General features: G+C 60.6%; 16 protein-coding genes and 3 pseudogenes. 9 read left to right on the forward strand and 10 right to left on the reverse strand.

Annotation, left to right across the window (positions count from 1 at the left end):
• Positions 1-86: 86 nt before the first annotated feature.
• Positions 87-2,291: an FdhF/YdeP family oxidoreductase gene (locus CCE89_RS10510; protein WP_086437950.1), complete on the forward strand. Its 2,205-nt coding sequence runs from the start codon at positions 87-89 to the stop codon at positions 2,289-2,291.
• Between the two features lie 27 nt (positions 2,292-2,318).
• On the opposite strand, the pseudogene CCE89_RS15165 reads toward CCE89_RS10510, so the two are convergent.
• Together CCE89_RS15165 and CCE89_RS15595 are read right to left on the reverse strand one after the other, a co-directional pair.
• A pseudogene (locus tag CCE89_RS15165) lies at positions 2,319-2,504 on the reverse strand (glucose/galactose MFS transporter); the annotation flags it as partial.
• A gap of 102 nt (positions 2,505-2,606) precedes the next feature.
• Positions 2,607-3,723, reverse strand: a pseudogene (locus CCE89_RS15595) (LacI family DNA-binding transcriptional regulator).
• 24 nt (positions 3,724-3,747) lie between these two features.
• Here CCE89_RS15595 and CCE89_RS10525 point away from each other — a divergent pair.
• Positions 3,748-3,942: pseudogene (locus tag CCE89_RS10525) on the forward strand (AMP-binding enzyme); the annotation flags it as partial.
• A 21-nt stretch (positions 3,943-3,963) separates the two neighbouring features.
• Positions 3,964-5,193, forward strand: coding sequence for a TetR/AcrR family transcriptional regulator (locus tag CCE89_RS10530; protein ID WP_086437952.1), 1,230 nt, complete (start codon positions 3,964-3,966; stop codon positions 5,191-5,193).
• Between the two features lie 10 nt (positions 5,194-5,203).
• Here the strand turns inward: CCE89_RS10530 and CCE89_RS10535 are convergent, their stop codons facing one another.
• From CCE89_RS10535 to CCE89_RS10555, 4 genes are all read right to left on the reverse strand, one after another.
• Positions 5,204-5,530, reverse strand: coding sequence for a hypothetical protein (locus CCE89_RS10535; RefSeq protein WP_234990033.1), 327 nt, complete (start codon positions 5,528-5,530; stop codon positions 5,204-5,206).
• A gap of 6 nt (positions 5,531-5,536) precedes the next feature.
• Positions 5,537-6,841, reverse strand: a complete 1,305-nt coding sequence (locus CCE89_RS10540; protein ID WP_086437954.1) for an acyl-CoA dehydrogenase family protein — start codon at positions 6,839-6,841, stop codon at positions 5,537-5,539.
• Positions 6,842-7,155: 314 nt separating this feature from the next.
• On the reverse strand, positions 7,156-7,776 hold the full coding sequence (locus tag CCE89_RS10550; RefSeq protein WP_086437956.1) for an isochorismatase family protein: 621 nt from the start codon (positions 7,774-7,776) through the stop codon (positions 7,156-7,158).
• Between the two features lie 39 nt (positions 7,777-7,815).
• A complete protein-coding gene (locus CCE89_RS10555) occupies positions 7,816-10,332 on the reverse strand; it encodes a TonB-dependent receptor (protein WP_086437957.1) in 2,517 nt (838 codons plus the stop codon).
• Between the two features lie 217 nt (positions 10,333-10,549).
• On the opposite strand from CCE89_RS10555, the gene CCE89_RS10560 reads away from it, so the two are divergent.
• From CCE89_RS10560 to CCE89_RS10580, 5 genes are read left to right on the forward strand one after another with little or no spacing between them, the layout of a single operon-like run.
• On the forward strand, positions 10,550-11,218 hold the full coding sequence (locus CCE89_RS10560; protein WP_086437958.1) for a GntR family transcriptional regulator: 669 nt from the start codon (positions 10,550-10,552) through the stop codon (positions 11,216-11,218).
• A gap of 8 nt (positions 11,219-11,226) precedes the next feature.
• Positions 11,227-12,156, forward strand: a complete 930-nt coding sequence (locus CCE89_RS10565) for a hydroxymethylglutaryl-CoA lyase (RefSeq protein ID WP_086437959.1) — start codon at positions 11,227-11,229, stop codon at positions 12,154-12,156.
• On the forward strand, positions 12,156-14,213 hold the full coding sequence (locus CCE89_RS10570) for a hydantoinase/oxoprolinase family protein (RefSeq protein ID WP_086437960.1): 2,058 nt from the start codon (positions 12,156-12,158) through the stop codon (positions 14,211-14,213). Before CCE89_RS10565 ends, CCE89_RS10570 begins: the two co-directional genes overlap by 1 nt.
• Positions 14,214-14,216: 3 nt before the next feature.
• Positions 14,217-16,112, forward strand: coding sequence for a hydantoinase B/oxoprolinase family protein (locus CCE89_RS10575; protein ID WP_086437961.1), 1,896 nt, complete (start codon positions 14,217-14,219; stop codon positions 16,110-16,112).
• Positions 16,109-17,308: a CaiB/BaiF CoA transferase family protein gene (locus tag CCE89_RS10580; protein ID WP_268762236.1), complete on the forward strand. Its 1,200-nt coding sequence runs from the start codon at positions 16,109-16,111 to the stop codon at positions 17,306-17,308. The genes CCE89_RS10575 and CCE89_RS10580 overlap by 4 nt, the downstream gene beginning before the upstream one ends.
• Positions 17,309-17,413: 105 nt before the next feature.
• Here the strand turns inward: CCE89_RS10580 and CCE89_RS10585 are convergent, their stop codons facing one another.
• A complete protein-coding gene (locus tag CCE89_RS10585) occupies positions 17,414-17,638 on the reverse strand; it encodes a tautomerase family protein (protein WP_086437962.1) in 225 nt (74 codons plus the stop codon).
• 137 nt (positions 17,639-17,775) lie between these two features.
• Between CCE89_RS10585 and CCE89_RS10590 the strand changes: the two genes are divergently transcribed.
• Positions 17,776-19,362, forward strand: coding sequence for a winged helix-turn-helix domain-containing tetratricopeptide repeat protein (locus CCE89_RS10590; protein ID WP_086437963.1), 1,587 nt, complete (start codon positions 17,776-17,778; stop codon positions 19,360-19,362).
• 31 nt (positions 19,363-19,393) lie between these two features.
• Here CCE89_RS10590 and CCE89_RS10595 read toward each other — a convergent pair whose 3' ends face one another.
• Genes CCE89_RS10595 through CCE89_RS10605 form a run of 3 tightly spaced genes read right to left on the reverse strand, consistent with a single transcriptional unit; the run spans position 19,394 to position 22,607 of the window.
• Complete coding sequence (locus CCE89_RS10595; RefSeq protein WP_086437964.1) at positions 19,394-19,798, reverse strand: hypothetical protein; 405 nt, start codon at positions 19,796-19,798, stop codon at positions 19,394-19,396.
• The gene (locus tag CCE89_RS10600) at positions 19,795-20,184 is read right to left on the reverse strand and encodes a nuclear transport factor 2 family protein (RefSeq protein ID WP_200810326.1); all 390 of its coding nucleotides are present in this window, start codon (positions 20,182-20,184) and stop codon (positions 19,795-19,797) included. Before CCE89_RS10600 ends, CCE89_RS10595 begins: the two co-directional genes overlap by 4 nt.
• 23 nt (positions 20,185-20,207) lie before the next feature.
• Positions 20,208-22,607 carry a TonB-dependent receptor gene (locus tag CCE89_RS10605; RefSeq protein WP_159456643.1) on the reverse strand — a complete coding sequence of 800 codons (2,400 nt, stop codon included), beginning with the start codon at positions 22,605-22,607 and terminating at the stop codon, positions 20,208-20,210.
• Between the last annotated feature and the right edge of the window lie 39 nt (positions 22,608-22,646).

Genomic DNA, 22,646 nt, shown 5'->3' on the forward strand with positions numbered 1-22,646 from the left:
GCAACTCATGGAGCTGGCTCTGAAGCGTGAGGCTTGCTGAGCCGGCGGATCTCGGAGTAGTTGCCCCTTGGACATAGGGAAGAAGCATGTCGGCAAAAACCGAAAGTAAAACGATCGGAGGTGGAGCCAAGAAGGTTCTTTACACTCTGAACACGGTTCGGCGTATCGGCATTGCCAATTCGACCAAGGCCCTGAAAGCGAACAATGCCTGCAAAGCCTGTGGTCTTGGCATGGGCGGCCAATTGGGCGGCATGACCAACGAATTGGGGGAATTCCCCTCGGTCTGCAATAAGAGCGTACAGGCTCAGTCGACCGACATCCAGGCGGCCATTCCCGATGAGATCTTTGCGCACGATATCAGCGAGCTTGCTGAGCTGACGCCACACCAGCTTGAGCATCTTGGACGCTTGACCAAGCCCATTTTCAAGGAGGCGGGGGACGAGCGCTTCCAGATCATCGGCTGGGAAGATGCGTTGACCATCCTGGCCGCCAATTTCGCCAGGACCGCGCCGGATCGCAGCTTTTTCTACAGTTCCGGCAGGTCGTCGAATGAGGCGGGATTCCTGCTGCAATTGCTCGCCCGAGCTTACGGCACGAACAACATCACCAATTGCTCGTACTATTGCCATCAGGCGACGTCCGAGGCGCTTGGCTCGACGATCGGGACGGGGACAGCGACGGTCGAACTCGCGGATCTGTCCAAGAGTGATCTCGTGTTCGTGATTGGCGCCAATCCGTCATCCAATCATCCCCGCTTCATCCATCAGCTGAAGGGTGTCAGAGATCGCGGCGGTGACGTTATCGTGATCAATCCCGCCAAGGAACCGGGACTGGTCAAGTTCGCCATCCCGAAGAGCCCCAAGTCGATGTTGCGCGGGGGTGACGAGATCGCCTCCTGCTATCTTCAGCCCAGGATAGGATCGGACATCAGCCTGTTCAAAGGGCTCGCCAAGTCCCTCCTCGAAAGCGGGCACGAGGACCGCTCGTTTATCGCAGAGCATACCGCAGGGTTCGAAGAATTTCGCCGGGACATCGCGTCAACGAGCTGGAGCATCATCGAAACCGATACAGGTCTGTCGCAGGCCGAGATCGAGGAAGCGGCAGCGCTTTACGCCCGGTCGAAGTCTGCCGTTTTTTCCTGGGGCATGGGGATGACCCATCATCTCCATGGGGTGGAGAACATCGAGTACATCGCGAACCTCGCCCTGCTGCGAGGAATGGTCGGTCGCCCCGGTGCAGGACTGCTCCCGCTGCGCGGCCATAGCAATGTGCAGGGAATCGGTACGATCGGCGTCAAGCCGGTTCTCGGAGAGGATGTCATCAGACAGATCGAGAAGGGATTTGGACTGAAACTGCCATCCCGGAAGGGTTTCGACACGATGGGTTCGCTGCAGGCAGCTCATGCCGGAGAGATAGATGCGGCCCTGATGATGGGGGGCAACCTCTACGCGGCCACCCCGAACAGCACATGGGCGGGCGAAGCATTGGACCGCATAGGGTTCAAGGCGTTCATGACCACAACCCTCAACGCAGGCCATATTGCCGGAGCGAGGCGCGGCGAATGCCTGATCCTGCCCGTTGCAGCACGGGATGAGGAATGGGAAGCCACGACGCAGGAATCGATGTTCAACTTCGTGCGCCTCAGCGATGGCGGAATCATCCGGCACGCGAATGTCAGACCGGAAACCGATATCCTTGCAGAACTCGGCGCCCGCCTCCTGCCGGAAGGCGCGATAGACTTCGCCGCTTTCAGAAAGCATCGCCGGATTCGCGAGGCCATCGCCGCGACTGTACCCGGCATGGAGGACCTTCAGCACATTGATGTGGCCAAGAAAGAGTTCCACGTCCGAAATCGTCTCATGCACAAGCCGGATTTCCGGACCGGGGACGGATTGGCGCGGTTCAAGACACGGCCCACGCCTGAAGGCGCTACCAAGCCGGCGGGCAACAGCTTCACGCTGGCCACCATTCGAAGCGAAGGGCAGTTCAACTCGATCATCTACGAGGAGAGGGACAGCTATCGCGGCACACAGAGCCGCTGGTCGGTGCTGATGAACCCGCAGGATATCGAACGGCTAGGCATTGCCGAAGGCCAGACCGTGACCCTGACTTCCGACAATGGCCGGATGGCCGGTCTCACCGCTGTTGGCTTCGATGTACCGGTCGGCAATATGCTGGCGTATTATCCCGAAGCCAACGCACTGACGTCAACCAGTGTGGATCCGAGAAGCAGGACCCCAGCGTTCAAATCCATCCGAGTGGATCTATCGGTTGACGAACGTACTGGCTGAAGCCGTCTCCGGCGCGTTGCGGCCCGATCATTTCTCCTCGAGTGGCTTCCATCCGACCAGCGCATACCAGATGATATAGACCTCACAGGCAACGGTGAGCCAGAAACTGTTCTGCAATCCGTAAAGATCGGCAAGCCAGCCCTGGACGACCACGAGCGCCCCGCCAGCAATAGCGGTGATGAGGAGGCCTGAAGCTTCCTCTGCGTGTGACCCCGTAATTCATGAAACGCTCGAGATAGAGCGCCGTCATGTCCATGCGTTCAAAATTGTCGAACCAGTCGCGCGACCGCAACCTTCGCTTGCCTTCTTCGATGGTCACTTCCGACTTTCGGGTTTGTTGAACGAGGACGCAAGGCTGGGCCCGGCATCGGAGTTTCGCCGGATGAGCTTATACGGCAGGGTCAGTTGCTCACCCTTGGCATCTTTGCCCCGTCCGGATTTCTTGTGAGCTCGCGCAATCATCGAGACGGCCTGCGCGGTCATTTCCCGGATCGGTTGACGGATCGTGGTCAGCTCTGGCCAGATCGAGCTGGCCAGCTCGGTATCGTCGAAACCGCAGACAGTGATATCGTTAGGGACGTCCAGATGTCGCCGGTGTGCCATAGCTACCGTCGCTGCAGCCATGTCGTCGTTCGAAGCGAAAATCGCGGTCGGCGGTTTCTCTTTGCCAAGGAGCTTTTCGGCAGCAACCATGCCGGAGCGATAGGTGAATTGTCCCTGGACGATCAGGCCTTCGTCGATTGGCAGCCCGGCCGTTTCCAAGGCTTCTCTATATCCCCGAAGTCGATATCCGCTGGCGACTTGTTCGGGATTGCCGATGATGAAACCGATCCGTTCATGCCCAAGCCCGATGATGTGGCTCGTCATGTCGAATGCGGCCTGGAACTCGTCGATCAACACCGCACCATGCGATCCCGATGCCTTGCCCGGGCCGACCGCCACCGCGATTGCCCCCGCTTCCTCGATCTCGTCGAGTACCGATTGGTCATCACACAGGGGCGGCGGAAGGATGAAGCCACCGATCCCCCCCCTCGATCAAGCGGCGGATCAGCTCGTCATATTGCGGTTGCGTTTCGGTGCTTTGTACGACGAGATAGATATCGCGCCGACTGGCCTCCTCCAGCGCACCCATCAGAAATTCGCTCAGGTAGGAAGCCGACGGGTTATCGAACAGCAGGGCAATGCGCAGTTGCAAGCCTCCGGCAAGCAATCGGGCTGCACGGTTGGGCACGTATTTCAGCTTCTCAATCGCGGCGAGAACCTGTTCGCGCGTATTTTCCCGCACGTTTTGCTCGCCATTGATGACGCGACTGACCGTCATCGGCGAGCACTGTGCCGCGCGGGCTACATCGGCGATGGTCGGCGCGGTGTTTCCGTTCCGACGCGTGCTGCGTTTTCGGCCGACTTTGGCCGTCCCTCCAACTTCACTCATAGGCTTGGCCATAGAACCATGCTCGGGACGTCGGCAAGCGAGGAAGAACTTCGGGCCTGGGTCGCTGCAAGACTGGCGAAATTCAAGGTTCCGGTCCGCATAGCCTTTTCGGAAGACACACTGCCGCGCAACGCCAACGGAAAAATCCTCAAGAAAGATCTTGCGAGCTTCTTTTTAGGACAGGGGATTGCCGGGCAGGGCCGCTCGAAAGCCGGATGATTGCTTGCTAAGGGGGGGGCAATGGCGGGAAAAGACGCAGGGACCAAGCGCTTCGGCGAAAAGCGGGATGCGATCGTGCATGCCGCTTCGGTCCTCATCAGCCAGTCCGGCGTGCAGGCGACCACGCTTTCGGAAGTAGCCCGCGCAATCGGGCTCAATGCCACCAGTGTTACCTATTATTTCCCTCGCAAGGATGCTCTCGTCATTGCGGTTTATGAGGCGACGCTCGACCTCATGGAAAGCATGGCGAGTACGGCGCTGGCCGAGCCCACGCCAGAGGCAAGGCTGCGGGAATATGTAGCTCAGCATGTGGCACTGCGCACCCGCATCCGTCGCGGTGAGCGCGGATTGATCACCTCGCTGTCGGAAATCCGCACCCTTTCGGAAGAGCACCAGGAACATCTGATGGGCCGCTATCTGGGCATCGTCGATAAGGTGCGTCACTTCTTCGGCGAACCCACGCCGGGCGACAGGCGCGCGCTCTATTCTGCGCGGGCGCATATCCTGCTCGAGGCGATGATGTGGTGGCCGGTGTGGTCGCTAAATTATTCGGTGCTCGATTTTCCGAGGGTAGAAGAACGGATCTTCGACATTCTGGCCTTCGGTCTCCCCGCAAGGAAGGGGGAGTGGCAACCGTTCGAATTGCCGGGCCGGGTATGGCGGACCGACAGCGATGACGAGACGAGCCAGAACGAAGACTTCCTTCGCGCGGCGACCATCATGATCAACGAACGCGGCTATCGCGGCGCGTCCGTCAACCGCATCGCCAAGGCATTGAACGTCACCAAGGGCAGTTTCTATCACCACCACGAGGCAAAGGACGATCTTGTCCTGGCCTGCTTCCAGAAAAGCTATGACCGGCTTTCGGCGGCGCAAATGGCCGGACAGCGTTCAACTGGCGACTTTTGGACGAGGCTGAGCAGCGTTCTGCATGAACTGCTGGATGTGCAATTCTTCGATGACATGCCCCTGCTGCGAACGACGGCGCTTCAGGCGCTCGATAGCGAGCACAAGGTCGATGTAGTGACGCGGTCGAATCGGCTCGCGCGCCGCTTTGCCGGGATGTTGAGCGATGGCATCGCGGACGGATCGATAAGGTCTGTCGATCCTATGGTGGCAAGCCAGATCATCATGTCCACACTCAATGGCGCTTACGAGGCGCGGCGCTGGGCAGAGCGCTTCGATGATCGCGAAGCGGCAATAGGCACCTACATCTCGGCCCTGTCAGAGGGACTGTTGGCAGAAGGGTGAGCCCCTGCGGCTAGGCTGCCGACAGATTGCGCGGTTCCCGGACTTTCAGCACAAGAATGGCCAGAGCCGTCACCAGCGCGGCCAGTACGATCACGAAGAGCGGAACGAAGCCCCTGGTCGCTACCAGGAGGCCCGCAAGGATCGGCCCGGTGGCCGCAATGGCACCTTCTACGGTGGTAACGAAGGCAAGGCGCATCGGAGTATCTTCGCTGGAGCCGAACTCGAGCACTATTGTGGCCAGCAGATAGGTGGAGAAAGCAGCGTTCTTGACGCCGTTGGCGACCGCACCGAAACCGTAGCTCAGACGCTGGCCGCGTGTGACGGGAGGCATGGACACCGCGGGTTACTCCACGGCCTCCACAGCTTCCTGCAGTTCATCCATTGGATCATACATCGCACGTGCCGCCTCTCGGCGGTGGATCAGCGAGTAATCAGGGAACATCGGATCGTCGACGTCCTTGTAATCTCGCAGGTGCTGCTTCGCGACAGTGACCTTGTGAACTTCGGTCGGGCCATCGGCGATACCCATCACCATCGATGCGATGAGATTGCCGACGAAGGGCATCTCGTTCGATACGCCCAGCGATCCGTGGATGTGAATGCAGCGCGCCGCGATGTCGTGATAGACCTTGGGCATCAGCGCCTTGATCGCGGCGATGTCCTTTCGGACCTTCAGATAGTCCTGGTATTTGTCGATCATCCACGCGGTCTTGAGCACGAACAGCTTGAACTGCTCCAGTTCGATATAGCTATCGGCGATCTGCATCTTGACCGTCTGGTAATCCGCGACCGTCCCGGTGCGGGTCTTGCGGCTTACCGCGCGGCGGCTCATCATATCGAGCAGGCGCTTGCAACTGCCGACCGTGCGCATGGCGTGGTGAACACGCCCCCCGCCGAGCCGCGTCTGCGAGATCGCGAATGCGCCACCCTGTTCGCCGAGCAGGTGATCGGCTGGCACGCGGACGTCGGTGTAGCGGACGTAGCTTTCCGAGCCGTTTTCCTGCCCATAGACGCCCACGTTGCGCACGATCTCTACCCCGGGTGTGTCGACCGGCACGATGAACATGCTCATCCGCTTGTGTCGTTGCGCCTCCGGATCGGTCACAGCCATCACGATCAGGAAGTCGGCCCACTTGCCGTTGGTCGAGAACCATTTCTCGCCGTTGATCTTCCAGTGATTGCCGTCGAGTTCGGCCCTGGTGACGAAGTTTGTCGGGTCCGAACCACCCTGCGGCTCGGTCATGGAGAAGGCCGAGACGATCTCGTTGGCGAGTAGCGGTTCAAGATACCGCTCTTTCTGTTCGGGTGTGCCATAATGCGCGATTATCTCTGCGTTGCCCGTATCGGGCGCCTGACACCCGAACACGATCGGGGCGAAGGTCGCGCCGCCGAGAATCTCGTTCATCAAGCCTAGCTTGACCTGACCATAACCCTGGCCGCCGAGTTCGGGGCCGAGGTGGCAGGCCCACAGCCCCTTGTCCTTTACCTCCTGTTGCAAGGGACGAACCAGCGCATTACGGCGCGGATTCTTTACGTCATAGGGATGAATGCCGAGCATGCCCAAGGGCTCGACCTTCTCGCGCACGAAATCCTTCATCCAGTCGAGTTTCTCCTGAAACTCGGGATCGGTCTCGAAATCCCATGCCATGCCGCTCTCTCCCTTTTGGTGCAGTTGTGCACTCAGGGTAGGGAGCATACCCAATTTTTAGACGCGAGCAAGGACGGTCTTGCTGGAAGCGTATTTTGCGTTGCTATGGCATGTCTTGTCGAAGCGCTGGTGTCACAGGAACTGCAACCGATTGATGCAAGGTCCGGGAGAGCCGCGTTACAGGATCTGGAGCGAGAATCTGTGGTGCTGCGGTTCGGACAGAGGATATCGCGACAGGAGCTGGTCTTGATTACGGCAGCGTCCAAAACCAGCGCGACCGCTTGCGAAAGTCTGATGCTTCGAAGTGCTGGTTCCTAGATGGAACCCAGGAACTCGATGATCTCGTCTTCGCTGACCACGTCGGCGTATTTCGCGTCCATATCGAACAGATTGGCCTCGTGCGGCTTTTCGTGGCGATCGCCGACGGCATCGCGCACTACCGTCGTGATAAAGCCGTGCGACATGGCGTCGACGCAGCTCGCCCTGACACATCCGCTGGTCGTGAGCCCGGTCAGGATCACATTGTCGATGCCAAGCGCGGTCAGCGTCGAGGCGAGCGATGTCCCGAAGAATGCGCTCGGATATTGTTTGGAGATGACCAACTCGTCATCTTTCGGCTCAAGCCCCTCGGGCCATCCGCCCATCGGATTGCCGGCGAGGAAGCAGCTCAGCGGCTTCGCTTTTTCGAAAAAGCGGCCTCCGTCGATCGCCTGGGGATGATAGACGACATTGGTCAGCACCACCGGGATGCCCGCCGTATGTGCGGCTTCGCGCACGCGCAACGCCGAGGCGAGCGTGTCCTCGACATCCGCAAAAAGATCACAGGACGGGTCGAAATAGGCCTGGACGAAATCGATGAGGAGAAGGGCGGGCCGCTTCCCGAAGCCCGCCCTTTGTCCATATGCCTTCGCGTAATTCGCGTCCAATTCGCTCATGCGACCGTTCTTGCCAGATGAACGTGGCTGCGACCAGCGTCAGAAACTGTAGCCGACTTCCACGCCCACCAGGCGGCGAGATCCGGGCGAGATGAACGATCCGCCGAACTCGATCGCCGGGATCACCTCGTTCAGATATTTGCGGTTGAGCGCATTCTCGGCGAATACGGCTGCAGTGAAATCGCCGACCTCGATACCCGCGCGCAGATTGAGAACACCGAATGCATCACGCCTTGCCACGCTGTAATCGGCATCGCCGACGAATGCGGGCAGCGCGAGAGCCGAAATCGGCAGGAGGCCGGAGAACAGCGTCGGCGCAGTCTGGTCCTGGAAGGAATGGAACCAGGTCGGCCCGGTGATACGGTAATCGGCCCGCATGATCAGATCGACGTTGTCTGTCAGCGGAGTATCGATCTCGGTTCCGAGGTTGATCGTGTAATCGGCGGTGTAGGGCGACTTGTTACCCACGGTCGAGGGACGCGAGCTGTTCGCCTTGATCTCGGATTCGGTGACATTGACCGAGCCGAAGAACTTCCAACCCTCGACCACCTCGGCCGAGGTGTTGAACTCGACGCCATAGACTTCGACCTCGTCGATATTGGAGACCACGCGCAACAGTCCGAAGGGCCCGACGAAGAACTCGAAGAACTGCATATCGTCGATTTCGGTGTAGTAGCCGGCAAGATCGAATGTCACCCGGCCGTTGGCGATCTCGCCTTTCACACCCAGCTCAAAGGCAGACGAGACCTCCTTGTCATACTGGTCTTCGATCGACACGTCGGCACCGATGAACTGGACGAAGTTCGCATCGATGATTGCCGACGAGCCCTGGTTGTTGAACCCCCCCGATTTGAAGCCGATGCCCCAGTTGGCATAGAAATTGAGATCGGGATTGGGCTGGTAGCTCAGGCTGACTTTCGGCTGCAGCTGCTTGAAGGTCGCATCAACCGGCGAAAGAGCGCCGAAAGCAAGACCCGGATTGATCGGGCCGCCGGTGAACGGGTCGAGCGCCGTTGCCGGGACTTGCGATTCCGACGAGCGGTCCTCGATATCGTAGCGCAGGGCAAGACCGGCGGTGAGGTCGCCGATCTCGTATTCGACGTTGCCGAAAGCGGCGTAAACGGTGGTATCGAATTTGTCGGCAAGCAGCAGCGAGGTCGGGTTGGCACTGCCCGGCGGATTGAACAGCTCCTCGCTCACGCCTGCGCCGGTATCGCCGCCGATACTCACGCCGGTTTCGCGATCAATCTTGAGGAAATAGGCACCGATCTGCCAGCTCAGCGCACCGCCTCCTGACGAGGCGAGGCGGATTTCGCCGCTGATGTCCGACTGCTCGCGGATCTGCAGCTGCGTACCATCGCAAGTCGTCGGGCTGTAGGCCCCGAAGGTCGAACCATTGGCGGGGGCGAAGATGAACGGCACGGGGATCTGGCCGACGAAACCGGGCTGATTCAACGGGAAGCCCGTGAGGCCTACCGTGGTCGCGAAGCAACTGTTGACGACGTTGTTCGCTGCCGGATCGGCTGCGGCAATGAAGCGCGCGAAATCTGCCGAAGTGCCGTCCGCCGTAAGAGCCTGATCGACATCGGAGTAGAGCGCCCATGCGGTGAGCGTGAGGCCGCCGAAATCATGCTCGATCTTGGCCGAGATGTCGAAGCTGTCCTGCTCGTTTGTTGGGCGGATATTCCCGTAATAGCCGAAAGGATGCTCGTTGACGTCCTCGAAGAAGGCGGGATTGACCCCTCCGAAAGCAGGGATGTGGAAGGAGGAGTTGAAGTTGATCGAGGCACCGCGCAACTGCGAATAACGAGCCTTGATATCCACCTCGGTCGCATCGCCCAGGTCTGCGACGACACGGCCATCGACCGACCAGACCTCCTGATCGTCCACGACCTTTCGATCGAGGAACTCGTTGCGGAAGAAGCCATCGGTCGTCCGGTAATATCCGGAGAGGACGAAACCGAGATTGTCGCCCAGCGGACCGGAGACATAGGCCGTCCCTTCCGCGGTATTCTCATTGGCATAGGACGCTCTGACCGCGCCTTCGAAGAAATCGCCGGGCTTCTTGGTCTGCAGGATAATTGCGCCTGCCGCCGCGTTGCGACCGTAGAGCGCGCCTTGCGGACCCTTGAGGATTTCGACCTGCCGTAGCGTGCCCTGGTTCTGGTTGAGCTGTGCGGTGTTCGTTTTCAGAATGCCGTCGACGACGAGAGCGACGGAGCTTTCCGCGTCACGTGCGCCATTGATGCCGCGAATGTTGATCTGGGTGTCACCCGCCTCGGCCGTGCCGGTGACGATCGTGACGCCAGGGGTGAGCTGGGCGAAATCCTCGGCATTCTCCGCGCCCGTCTTTTCCAGAGCGTCGGCGGTGAGGACAGAGACCGACGCTGGCACATCCTGAAGCCGTTCGTTCTGGCGACGTGCGGTCACGATGATCGCGTTATCGCTTTCTTCGGCTTCGACCGGTTCCGAAGGGGCGGTCTGTGCGAGTGCAGGCGATGCCGCGCTGATCAGTCCGATGTATGATGCCGCGGCCAATAGTCGAGTATGACGCATCAAATTTCCCCTTGAGCGATCGCGCGATCACGTCGGGCGATCTGATTTTTGCTTCCCTCGAGGCCGCAATCAGTAGCCTTGCTACATCCCGCGGCCATTACAGCGCCCCTTGCAAGATCGCTGAATCAGCGCCTTGCGTTCACAAACGTGTATTGTATACAATTAGGCGAAGTCAAGCATCCACATGCATTCACTCCGATGGGTAGAGGCCACAGTCATGACGAAAGCGTCGGACCGCGCATACGAAACGATCAGAGGGATGATTCTCTCAGGCGAATTATCGGCCGGCGACCCGCTTGGCGAAGAGGCCCTGGCCGAGCGATGCGGCGTCTCACGTACTCCTGTCAGGGAGGCCTTGCGGCGGCTGGAGACCGATCTGATGATTCGCAAGACCGACTCCCAGCGCAGCTTCGTGGCGGACTGGTCGATCGACGATGTTGAAGATGCATTCGAGATGAGGGCGATGCTCGAGGGGTATGCCGCGAGACGGGCAGCGGAAAGGATGACGGAGGAGATACTCGGTCGGATGCACGCCTGTAACCGCGCGATTTCGGCTGCCACTACTAAGGCCAAGCCCGATGTTGCAACCTTTCTCGACCGCAACCGCGAGTTCCATGCAATGGTGCTCGAGGCAGCGGGCTCTCGCCGCCTCACGAACCTGCTGACCGCCCTGATCGAACAGCCGGTCGTGTGGCGGACCGCGCATCATTACAGCCCCGAAGCGTTCCAGCGATCGCATAGCGAGCATGCCGATTTGCTCTCGGCCTTCGAGCGGGGTGACGGAGCCTGGGCGGAGACGATCATGGCCGGGCATATCCGGCGCGCATTCCATGCCTATTCGGATGCGCACAAGGGCATGCGGGCTCTCGAAAGGGGCGCGGCGTGACCGATAAAATGTATACAAATATGATTGAAATGGTCGAGGTCAGTCCGCGTGACGGCCTCCAGAACGAGAAGACCCAGATCAGCACCTCGGACAAGATCAGGCTGATCGAGCGCGCTATCGAAGCCGGTTTTCGGCGGATTGAAGTCACGAGCTTCGTCAATCCCCGGGCAGTCCCGCAAATGGCGGATGCCGAAGAGGTATGCGCCGGCCTGCCCGACCGCGAGGACGTGACCTACATTGGGCTCGTCATGAACCAGCGCGGAGCAGATCGTGCGCTGGCGACGGGGCGGATCGACCAGCTCGGTGCAGTCTGTGTCGCGACCGATCGGTTCGCCATGGCCAATCAGGGTCAGACGTCGGAAGGCTCGGTCGAAGCGGCCAAGGCCATTATCGAGGCGGCCAGAAGCGCGGGCAAGACCGCACAGGCCACCATTGCGGCCAGTTTCGGTTGCCCGTTCGAAGGTGAAGTCGCCGAGGAGCGTGTCATCGCAATGGCCGCCTCTCTTGCCGAAGCTGCCCCGGTCGAGATCGCGCTCGCCGACACGATCGGCGTTGGCAATCCGGCCCATGTCAGCAGTCTCGTCACCAGGGTCAAGGAGGCGATCGGAGAGATTCCGGTGCGCGTCCATTTCCACAATACCCGCGGCACGGGCCTCGCGAATGTCTGGGCGGCGATCGGGGCTGGTGCCGTCACGGTCGATGCGTCGATCGGCGGGCTCGGAGGATGCCCGTTCGCTCCCGGGGCGGCGGGCAATGTCGCGACCGAAGACGTCGCCTACATGCTTGAGCGGGCAGGGATCGAAACCGGCATCGACCTCGCGTCGCTCATCGAAACCAATCATTGGCTGAGCTCGGTCATGGGCAAGGAATTGCCGGCGATGGTGGCCAAATCGGGCGGGTTTCCTGCCCCCGAAAAACAAGAAGAGGAAATCGCCTGATGCGCTATCGTTTGGGAGTGGATGTCGGCGGGACATTCACCGACTTGCTGTTGTTCGACAACGATACGGGGGCATTCTGGCGGCACAAGACGCCGTCCACGCCGCATGACAGTTCCGAAGGGATCCTGAACGGCGTCAACGCAATCACGGCGGAAGCTGGCGTCGATCCCGGCGACATCGAGTTCTTCCTGCATGGCACCACCGTCGCGACCAATGCCGTTCTCGAAGGGAAGGGTGCGCGCGTCGGGCTGATCACGACGGAGGGCTATCGCGACATCATGCAGATCGCGCGCAGCTTCGTGCCGGGCGGGCTTGCCGCCTGGATCGTCTGGCCCAAGCCGCAGCCGCTCGCCGCACTCGAAGATACGCTGACGGTCAAGGGCCGGATGGGTGCCGACGGCGAGGAAGTACGCCCGATCGACGAGGCGCAGGTGCGTGAGGTTTGCGAACAGCTCAAGGCGCAGGGCGTCGAGGCGATCACGGTCAGCCTCATCAACGCCTATGTGAACGGCGCACATGAGAAGCGCATTGGCGAGATCGCGAACGAAGTTTTCGGCGATGTCCCGGTCTCGCTGAGCCACGAAGTCCTGCCGGAAATGCAGGAATACGAGCGGACCTTGTCGACCGTCGCCAACGCGGCGGTGCGGCCGGTGGTCGGCAACTACGTTTCCAAGCTGCGCAGCAAGCTCGAAGATGTTGGGGTCAAGGGCAAGCTCTCGCTGCTGCGTTCGGACGGCGGCCTCATGAGTAGCCAGAAAGCCGAAGAACATCCGGTCAATATCCTCATGTCCGGGCCTGCAGGAGGCGTGACCGGAGCCCTTTGGGTCGCAAAAAACGCGGAGCTCAAGAATATCCTGACGCTCGATGTCGGCGGGACGTCCACCGACGTCGCCCTGATAGAAAATCTCGAACCCCGCCGGGTTCGCACGACTGACGTTGGTCACCTTTCGGTTCGCGCATCCTCGCTCGATGTGAAGACCGTTGGCGCAGGCGGCGGATCGATCGCGCACGTTCCCGAACTGACGGGCGCGCTGCGGGTCGGGCCCGAAAGCGCCGGAGCCGTTCCGGGCCCCGTCGCCTATGGCAAGGGCGGCGAGTTGCCGACGGTGACCGACGCCAATGTGGTGCTCGGCTATCTGCCCGAAGACCTTCTCGGCGGCTCGTTCCAGCTCGACCGGGACGGCGCCAAAAAAGCTGTCCAGACCATCGCCGATGCGTTGGGCGTCGGCCTGATGGAGGCCGCACGCGGGATCATCGATATCGTCAATGAGAACATGTTCGGCGCGCTGCGCATGATCAGCGTGCAGCAGGGCTATGATCCGCGCCATTTCGCGCTGATGGGTTTCGGCGGAGCCGGGCCGCTGCATGTGAACGCCGTCGCCAAGCTGATGGGAAGCTGGCCCGCAGTCAGCCCGGTTTCGCCCGGGGTCCTGTGTGCGCTGGGCGATGCGACGACCCGCATGCGTACCGAAACTGCGCGCAGTTTCAGCCGCCTTGCAAGCGAAACCGATGTGAACGAGTTGGTCTCGCTGCTCGATGAAATGGCCGCGCAAACGCGCGCCGAACTCGAAGCTGACGGCATTCCGGCGGACAGCATCACCAGCGAGTTCGAGGTCGATGTCCGCTATGCCGGGCAGGCATTCGAAGTGCCGCTGACGATCGACCAGGCGACGCTGCGGGACAGGGGTATCGAAGGCATTCTCGCCCGCTTCGACGAGGAGCACCACCGGCTCTTCACCTTCAACATGGATACGCCGCATGAAATCGTGAACCTGCGCGCAGTGGCGCTGGGGGAAGCGCTGGAGCTCGATGCTGCCGAGCTCGAAAAAGGCGACGACGATCCCGCCCGAGCAAAGATCCGCGACCACACCTTGTGGATGGACGGACGCGAGCAGGCGGCGGTCATCTATGACCGGTCCAAACTGCTGCAGGGCGACGTCATAGCCGGGCCGGCCATCATCACCGAGATGGATTCGACGACGCTCGTCGAACACGATTGCACCGCGACCATCGACGCGGTCGGGAATATTCTCATCAATCCAAAGCAGGAGGGCTGAACGATGCCAGCAGAAATCGTTGAAACCAACGCGCAGCCTTTCAAAAAACTCGATCTCGATCCGGTCACGCTCGACATCATCGAAAACGCCTTGCGCAATGCCCGCATCGAGATGGACGCGACGCTTGTGCGCACCGCCATGTCGCCCGGCATTCGCGAACAGGGGGACGCGTTCCCGCTGATCGCCGACCCCGCCGGCAAGATGATCGTCGGTCAGTTCGGCAGCTTCATCGACGGCTTTCTCAAGGGATTCGACGGGACGATCGAGGATGGAGACATGATCTTCCTCTCCGATCCCTATTCCTGCGAAGGTGCGATCAGCCACTCGAACGACTGGCTTGTCATGCTGCCGGTGTTCAAGGACGGGCGGCTGGTCGCCTATACCGCAATGTTCGGCCATCAGTCCGATATCGGAGGCATGGTGCCCGGCTCGATGCCGATCGAAGCGACTTCGATCTTTCAGGAAGGCGTGCGCATTCCCCCGGTGAAGATCTGGAGGAAGGGCGAATATAACGAAGACCTGATGAAGCTGGTCATGCACCAGACGCGCAAGCCCGACTGGTGCCAGGCCGATCTCAACGCGCTCATCGCCAGTTGCCGGGTCGCGGCCAATCGCATCATCGAGATGGCGGACCGGTTCGGGGACGATGTGTACTACTCCGCGACGCAGGAGCTCCTGGCGCGCAACCACCGCGCGATGAAGGCGCTGATCGGTCAGGCGATCCCGACCGACAAGGCGAGTTTCGAGGATTACATCTGCGACGATGGCAAGGGCTATGGCCCCTACAAGATCAAGTGCACGATGTGGCGCGAAGGCGACAAGGTCATTCTCGACTTCGACGGGACCGACCCGCAGTCCGCCGCCTCGATCAATTTCTACCTCAACGAGAACATGTTCAAGATGTTCTTCGGCATCTACATGATCATGGTCTTCGACCCGCAGATCCTGTTCAATGACGGGTTCTACGATCTGATCGAGGTCCGCATTCCCGAAGGCTCCTTGTTGAAACCGCAGTTCCCCGCCGCCCTGTCGGGTCGCACCCACGCGCTGGGACGGATTTTCGACATTCTCGGCGGGTTGCTGGGTCAGGGTACGCCCGAGTTCCTCAATGCCGCCGGTTTCTCATCCTCGCCCCACCTCTTCTATTCGGGGTGGGATATGCGCGAGGGAAAGAAGAACGACTGGTTCCAGCTTTTCCAGATCGGTTTCGGCGGGATACCCGGCAGGCCGCTGGGCGACGGGCCGGACGGGCACTCGCTTTGGCCCGGCTTCACCAATGTGCCCAACGAGTTTCTCGAACGCTACTTCCCCTTGCGGATCGAGCGCTATGAAACCGAGCCGGACAGCGGCGGTGCCGGACTGCATCGCGGCGGCAACGGTATTCACATGACCTACCGCTTCCTCGCCGACGGGGCCGTGGCTATCCACGATGATCGTTGGTTCGTCCCGCCGTGGGGCGTCAACGGCGGTCATCCCGGCAAGCGCGCGACCAAGGTGCTCGAACGGCTCGACGGGACCACGGAAATCGTCGGCAACAAGGTCGAGGATGTCGAGGTGAAGGCAGGCGAGCAGTTGCACTTCATAACCTGGGGCGGCGGCGGTTGGGGCGACCCGCTCGAACGCGATCCGGAGCTTGTCGCGCTCGAAGTGCGGCAGGGTCTGGTGACGATCGACGGCGCGCGCGAATATGGCGTGGTCATAAATGAAGACCATACAGTCGATACCGGCGCGACCGAAGCCTTGCGCTCCGACATCAAGGGAAAGCGCGGCGATTTGCCGCTGTTCGATTATGGTCCGGGGATCGAGGCCCTGCGCTCGGCCTGCGAAGAGGAAACCGGGCTTCCCGCACCGACCCAGCCGGTATGGCATGAGCAGCAGACTGCCGAGGCTGCGGAGTGACCGAGCCTGCCAACACCGGCGCCCTCAAGGGGTTGCGCGTGGTCGAAATGGGTCAGCTTCTGGCCGGCCCCTTCTGCGGCCAGTTGCTCGGCGACATGGGCGCTGACGTCATCAAGATCGAACCGCCCGGCACGGGCGATCCGATGCGTGAATGGGGGCAGGGCGACGAGAAAGTCCAATGGGAAGTGATCGCCCGTAACAAGCGTTCGGTCACGTGCAATCTGCGTGTTCCGGAAGGACAGGAGATTGCTCGCCAACTGATCGCGAGCGCCGACGTACTGATCGAGAACTTCAAGCCGGGCACGCTCGAAAAATGGAACCTGTCGCCCGATAAGCTTCACTCGATCAATCCGGGGCTGATCATCGCGCGCATGTCGGGCTACGGCCAGACGGGGCCCTATTCCACGCGGGCGGGCTTCGGCGGTATCGGAGAGGCGATGGGCGGCTGGCGCTATATCGTCGGCGAACCCGATAGGCCGCCGGCTCGCATGGGCATTTCGATCGGTGACACGCTCTGTGCGACCTACGGCACGATGGGCGTTCTCGCTGCGCTCCATCACCGCGAGAAGACCGGGGAGGGGCAGGTCATCGACACTGCGCTCTACGAATCCGTGCTGCAGGTGATGGAAGGACTTGTGCCCGAATACGACTACAACGGCTTCATCCGCGAGCGCTCCGGTTCGATCCTTCCCGGTATCGCGCCGAGCAACGTCTATTCGTGCAAGGATGGCCCGTTCATGATCGGAGCCAACAAGGACGCGATCTTTGCGCGGCTTGCCGAGGCGATGGGCAGGCCGGAACTGGCCGAAGACCCGCGCTACAGAACCCATCTTGCCCGCGGTGAAAACCAGACCGAGCTCGACGAGTTGATCAATGCATGGACCGGCACGCTTACGATTGACGAGGTCGACGCATTGATGATCGAGCACTCGATCCCGGCAGGGCGGGTCTACACCGCGAAAGACATGCTGGAAGACCCGCACTTCAAGGCGCGCGAGGCGATTGTCGAGGTCGAGACAGAAGGGCACGGCAAGCTCAAGATGCAGAATGCCTTCCCGCGCTTCTCGAAATCGCAGTCAGGCATCCGTCGACCGGCTCCGGTGACACCGGGCCAGCACAATGCCGAGGTGTTCGGTGAGATTCTCGGCTGGGATCAGGAAGACCTCGCCGAGAAGAAGAAGTCCGGCTTGATCTAGCTCATCAAGGTCAAGGCGTTGTCGGATAAGACAGGGCCAAGGCTGTCCAGGCAGAAAGAGGGCCGCGCTGATGCACGGCCCTCTCTTTGTTGATTTGAGCGAGGGTCAGGCAGCTTTCTTGCCTGACATCGCATGCACATCTGCCGCACCAAGTCGCTGGCCCCCGATGGCCCAGTCGCCTTGTTCGACCTCCATGATACGAACCCAGGTCACCGGGCGCATTGCTTCGCCTTCTACGGCGACCATGGCTTCGGTAACGTTCTCGATCAGCTCGTGCTTCTGATCTTCGGTGAAGACGTTCTTGATTACGTCGATCGTTACGAGTGGCATTTCAATTCTCCTTTGCAGTTTTGTTTCGGGACGGTTGTGCCCGATGACCCGGAGATACCGATTCTGGCTGCCGATGCTTGACGGCGGCGTGAAGATGCCTGACCTTTGCGTGAAGATTTGCAGAAAGGGGGGCCCGCTTGACCGGAATCGGCCCGCGCGTCTTGGCGTTCGAGGATTTCGAACTGGATGCTGCCCGTTTTGAATTGCGGCGGGATGGCGCGCGGGTCCACGTCGAACCGCAGGTGCTTTCCTTGTTACTCTTGCTCGCTTCGAATGCCGACCGGATGGTCAGCAAGGACGAGATTATCGACGAGATCTGGGATGGCCGGATCGTCTCGGAGTCCGCGATCTCTGCCCGGATCAAGGCAGCGCGCAAAGCGATCGACGATGACGGCGCTCAGCAGCGGCTGATCCGCACGGTCCACGGCAAAGGGTTCCGGTTCGTCGGAGAAACGAGAGGAGCGAGCTCAACGGTCGTCGCGATCGATCAACTTGAAGCGGCGACTGAGCCAGGTTTGCTGCCGAAGACCCTGCACGATGGCCGTCCTTCGATTGCGGTGCTTCCTTTTACTCTGCGCGGGAACCGAGGGCCGCATGACATTGTGGCCGATGCACTTCCTGCCGACATAATCGTGGATCTTTCCCGTTTCCCCTGGCTGTTCGTCATCGCTCGAGGCTCAAGTTTTCGCTTCCGAGGGGACGAGGTCGATCCCCTGCAGGTGGGGCGCGAACTGTCCGTGCGATATTGCCTGACGGGGACCGTCGAACTCGCTGACAACGCAGTAACGGTAAGTGCCGCGCTGGTAGGCACGCTCGATAGCGAAACGATCTGGGCTGAAACCTACGAATGTGAGCTGCGAAAATTGCAGGAGATGCGCTCCGAGATTGAAAGCAAGATAATTGCGGCACTCGAAGTTCATATCCCGCGCAATGAGGTTCGGTTGGCACGCGGTCGTCCTGCCAGCGAGCTCGACGCCTGGGCCAGTTTCCATCTGGGGCTGGACCACATGTATCGCTTCAACCAGGCCGATAATGCCGCTGCTGCGCAATTGTTCGAGCGGTCCCTTGCGTGCGATCCGTATTTCTCCCGGGCGCTTGGGGGGCTCTCCTTCACTCATTTCCAGAACGCTTTCCTGCATCACGGAAATGACCAGCAGGCAGAGATCGAGGCCGCACGGGTTCTCGCTCATCGTGCGGTCGAAGCCGACCGGATCGATGCATTCGCCCATTTCAATGTCGGCAGAAGCCTCTGGCTGGAGGGGCAACTCGAGGACTCGATCGGTTGGTTCGACCGGGCGACGAGCCTCAGCCCGAACTTTGCGCAAGGGGTCTACAATCGCGGACTGGTAGGGACGATGGTCGGTAATGTGGAACACGCCGACGCCGATCTGGCGCTTGCACTCGAACTAAGCCCGCTCGACCCGCTTGCCTATGCGATGGTCTCAAGCCGCGCGCTGATCCAGGTCCAGCTCGATGACTTCGAGAAAGCGGCCGATCTGGGCGCGCGGGCCGCGCTGATGCCTGGTGCGCACAAGCACATTGTATTGATCGCAGCGCTGACTGCACAACTAGCCGGAAGAGAAAAAGACGCACAATCCTGGCTGGCCACCGCAAGGAAAAGCGATCCGGATCTCAATGCCGAGGTGTTCTTCCGTTCGTTCCCTTTCGGTCAGACGCATGGAAGAGAGTTGATCGAGCGTAGCTTCTCCCAGCTCGGAGTGTGATCGCTACCGGTCCAGAACAAGCCCCCAATGGTCAATGCTTGCGCGAGGTGCCGATCAGCAAAATGGCAAGCGCAAGATCAGCGATCATTGGCACCGCAAAAACCGACGACGCGCCGCGCAGCAGCGCAACAGCAAAAATCGCAGCAGCGCAGAACTTGAGGATGCCAGTCATAAAGGCCGCCTGAGCACAAGCCAGCTTCATTCTCAACAGCACCGCAAGTACTGCGAAAGCTCCGGCCAGGTTGACGAAGAGGGTCGCGTCCGTTCCAAAAGCTCCAAGGGCGCGTTCTGGCGAGATCGCTTCGCTGATCATGCGCCACAGACCAAGATAATGGTCTGCGACGAAAGGCACTGCGAAGGGCGCCAGAATTACAAGGTCGGCGATGTTGGCCTGCCTGAACACGGCGGCCCAACGAGGCGGAGCCTCCTTCATCATCGGAAAGCCGCCTCGGCATTGGACGTGTTCATGAAGTCCCGGAACAGGAGCCATTTCTCGTCAGCGACGGTGATGACGTGGACGAAATCGGAATCGATTGTGCGTCCGGTGCTGCGCGCGGTGAGATTGAGATGGCCCGTCACCACCACCTTGTCGCCCTCGCAGATGAAATCCTCCGGATCGAACTGGTGGATATCGACCGAGGAAAGCACTGTCTCGAAGAAGCCGCGGCATTGCGCCTGTCCGTCATAATATCCCGCATAGGGAATGACCTCCGGGCCGTAGAACTCGATCCGGACCTTCTCGTGCAGAGCGCGCATGATCCGGTCCACATCGCCTTCGCCAAAAGCAGTGAAGACTTCTTCGGTGATCTGTTTCGGTGTCACGATCTTTCTCCTTGTCCGGTAGGTCAGAAGTTGAACCCGATCTCGACGCCATAGGTGCGAGGCGGCCCGAGGGGGCCGACGAACTCGGCGCCGTAGACAGTCCCGGTCAGGATCTGGTTGGTGAAATAGGTCTCGTCGGTGAGGTTCTTGCCGAAGGCGGCGAACGACCAGCGACCATTGGGCGTGGTGTATCCCAGGCGCGCATCGAGCACGCCATAGGAAGGTTCCGAAGCTGCTTCGATGTTGAAAATGGTGAAGTAGATCTCGCTCTGCCAGACGTAGGAGAGGCGCGCGAGCAGCTCGCCACCATTGCCCGTTTCGCCGTCCCATTGAATGGCGCCGCCGAGCTTCCATTCGGGTGCCCGCGGCAGCCGCAGCCCGTCGAGATCCCGCAAGAGCGAGCCTGGCGGCTGGTTTGCAGGCGCGGGTCGCAAAGGTTCGGTCAATTCGCCTTCGGTAAATGTCGCGTGGAGATAGGTGGCGTTCGCCTCCACGCGAAATCCTGCGCCAAGCCGGGCTACGGACTCGAACTCGAACCCGAGGATTTCCGCCGCACCGACATTTCGGATGATCGGCTGGTTGGCGACGCTGTCTTGCGCCTGAAGGTTGGTGTAATCGTAGAAGAAGACAGCTGATGAGAAATCGAGCGCGCCCTCCAGCAACGATCCCTTGAGACCCAGCTCGTAAGACCAGATCTTTTCGGGTTCGAACGGGTCGAGCTGGCTCGATCCGATATTGTAGCCGCCGCTTTTGAAACCGCGCTGGATCGTCGCATAGACGAGCAGGTCATCGCTCGGCGTGAAATCGAGGCCGATTTTCGGAGTGAATGCCTCGAAGGTGGTGGGGCCGTTGACGGGGGCGACCACGAAACCGAACGGATCGGGCACGGCCTGGCCGCGCTGGTCGGTAACGGCGTTGGGGAAGAAGGCCACTTCGGGCGCAAAGCGGATGTCGGGTTCGATCAGCAGTTCGAACCGCTGCGCGCCATCGCGCTCCTCCCAGGAATATCGGCCGCCTGCGCGAAGAGTCAGGCTGTCCGAGAGCGCCAGCTGCGCATCGGCGAAGACAGCGATCGCTTCGGTTTCCTGCTGGCCGCTCAACTGGATGTTGCAGCAGGCCGTCGTCTGCGGGATCACGACGGGAAAGGGCGGCAGGACCCCGGCCGCCTGCAGGTCGGTCAGCCCCTGAATCAGGATCGGCTCCCAGAAATCGCCAAAGACATCATTGTCGATGAGATTGTCTTCGCGGAAATAGCTGACGCCTGCGATCCAGGAAAATGCGTCACTGGCCGGCGAAGTAATCTGCGCATCGGCGGTGAATTGCCAGTGGTCTTCCGCCCTTCCGACCCGGGTATTGAAGGTGTCGGACAGATCGAACTCGTTCTGCGAGCTGGTCGTGGTTTCGCGATAGGAACTCAGCAACTGGAGTGCATAATCGCCGATATCCCAGTCCATCTGGCCGGTGACGCCCCAGACTTCGACCTCGTTGAAATAGGGAACATCGGCATACAGGTCGCGCGATTTGCGCGCGGTGACGCGGCCGGCATTCTTGATCGCGAAATAGGGCAGCGTCTGCTGGCCTTCGCGGCTCTGATACCAGTTCGGAACCTCCTCGCCATAACCGGCGCTAGCGAAATAGAAGGTATTGGCCCGATCGTCGGCTTCGAAATAGTCGCCTGTCAGCGTGAGCATGGCGCTGCTGCCGATATCCGCCTCTATCGTCAGGCGTGCTGCAATATTGCCGGCATCGTCGGCGTCCTGGGTGGAATCGTCTGGCCGGATAAGAGTGGCGTAGCCATCGCGCTCCTCTGCCTGCATGGCGATCCGCGCGTGCAATCCTTCGGCAAGCGGTCCGCCCAGGCCTCCGGAGAAGCGGACCAGATCATAATTCCCGACCGTCAATCGTGCGTCCGCCTCGAGCGTTTCGCCTGGGCGCTTGGTCACGATATTGACCGCACCGCCGGTCGCATTGCGTCCGTACAAGGTGCCTTGGGGGCCGCGCAGAACTTCGATCCGCTCGACATCGAAAAACGCGGGACCGATGGCCGCCGCCCGGCTCAGGAAAGTGCCGTTGAGATAGGCCGCGGTAGAGCTGTCGTTGCCCGCGATGATCGTGGGCGTGCCGATCCCGCGGATGAAGATCGAGGTGTCGCCCTGGTAACGCGCGATCTGTACGCCGGGCGCGATCGCGCCGACATCTTCGACAGTGGCGATGGACCGTTCCTGCAGCACCTCATCGCTGAGCGCGGTGACCGCGAGCGGCGCATCCTGAAGCTCGCCTTCACGACGTGTCGCGGTGACGACGATGACGTTGTCCTGGGCGTCTGCTGTTTCAGCACTCTGCCCGGCGTCCTGCGCATAGAGCGGCACTGGCGAAACGATGGTGGCACCGGCAAGCCCTGCCAGCCCGATTGCGGTTTTCATTGTTCCCTCCCTCATTGCCGGCTTCGGGGCCGGTCGATT

The organism is Altererythrobacter xiamenensis, from assembly GCF_900177715.1.
In the GTDB taxonomy this organism is placed as follows: domain Bacteria; phylum Pseudomonadota; class Alphaproteobacteria; order Sphingomonadales; family Sphingomonadaceae; genus Erythrobacter; species Erythrobacter xiamenensis.